Source organism: Oceanospirillum sediminis (assembly GCF_014164585.1).
Lineage (GTDB): Bacteria > Pseudomonadota > Gammaproteobacteria > Pseudomonadales > Halomonadaceae > Oceanospirillum > Oceanospirillum sediminis.
Map to the genome: position 1 here is coordinate 1 of NZ_JACJFM010000242.1, position 353 is coordinate 353.

General features: G+C 36.0%; 1 protein-coding gene. It reads right to left on the reverse strand.

Annotated elements, in window-relative coordinates:
- Positions 1-327: hypothetical protein (locus tag H4O21_RS28565; protein WP_182812606.1), on the reverse strand; the 327-nt coding region annotated here is incomplete at its 3' end.
- Between the last annotated feature and the right edge of the window lie 26 nt (positions 328-353).

Here is a 353-nt window from a genome sequence, read left to right on the forward strand (position 1 = left end):
TGTTGTGCTTGAAGGGTTTGAGAAATTTGAAGCACAATCGAATTCAACATTATGCTGTCGTCCACCAGCTGATGCCCCAGCTACCCTTGCTATAACACCCAAACGAATTGTGTAAGAGGATTTACCTGAATGTTGAGTTGCATAATTTACTTGAGGGAAAGTATTAGTTACTCCAGGATATTCATTAACACCTGAGGTACCAACAACAAAATTATCAACTGTGTTTATTGTTAACTCTGTAGGATCATCAACAAAATATCCAACAGGTAATTGCGACCAGTTTTGTTCTCCATAGTTACTATTTCCATCAACATCATTAAAATTCACAAAGAATTCTGGAATAATAACATCAT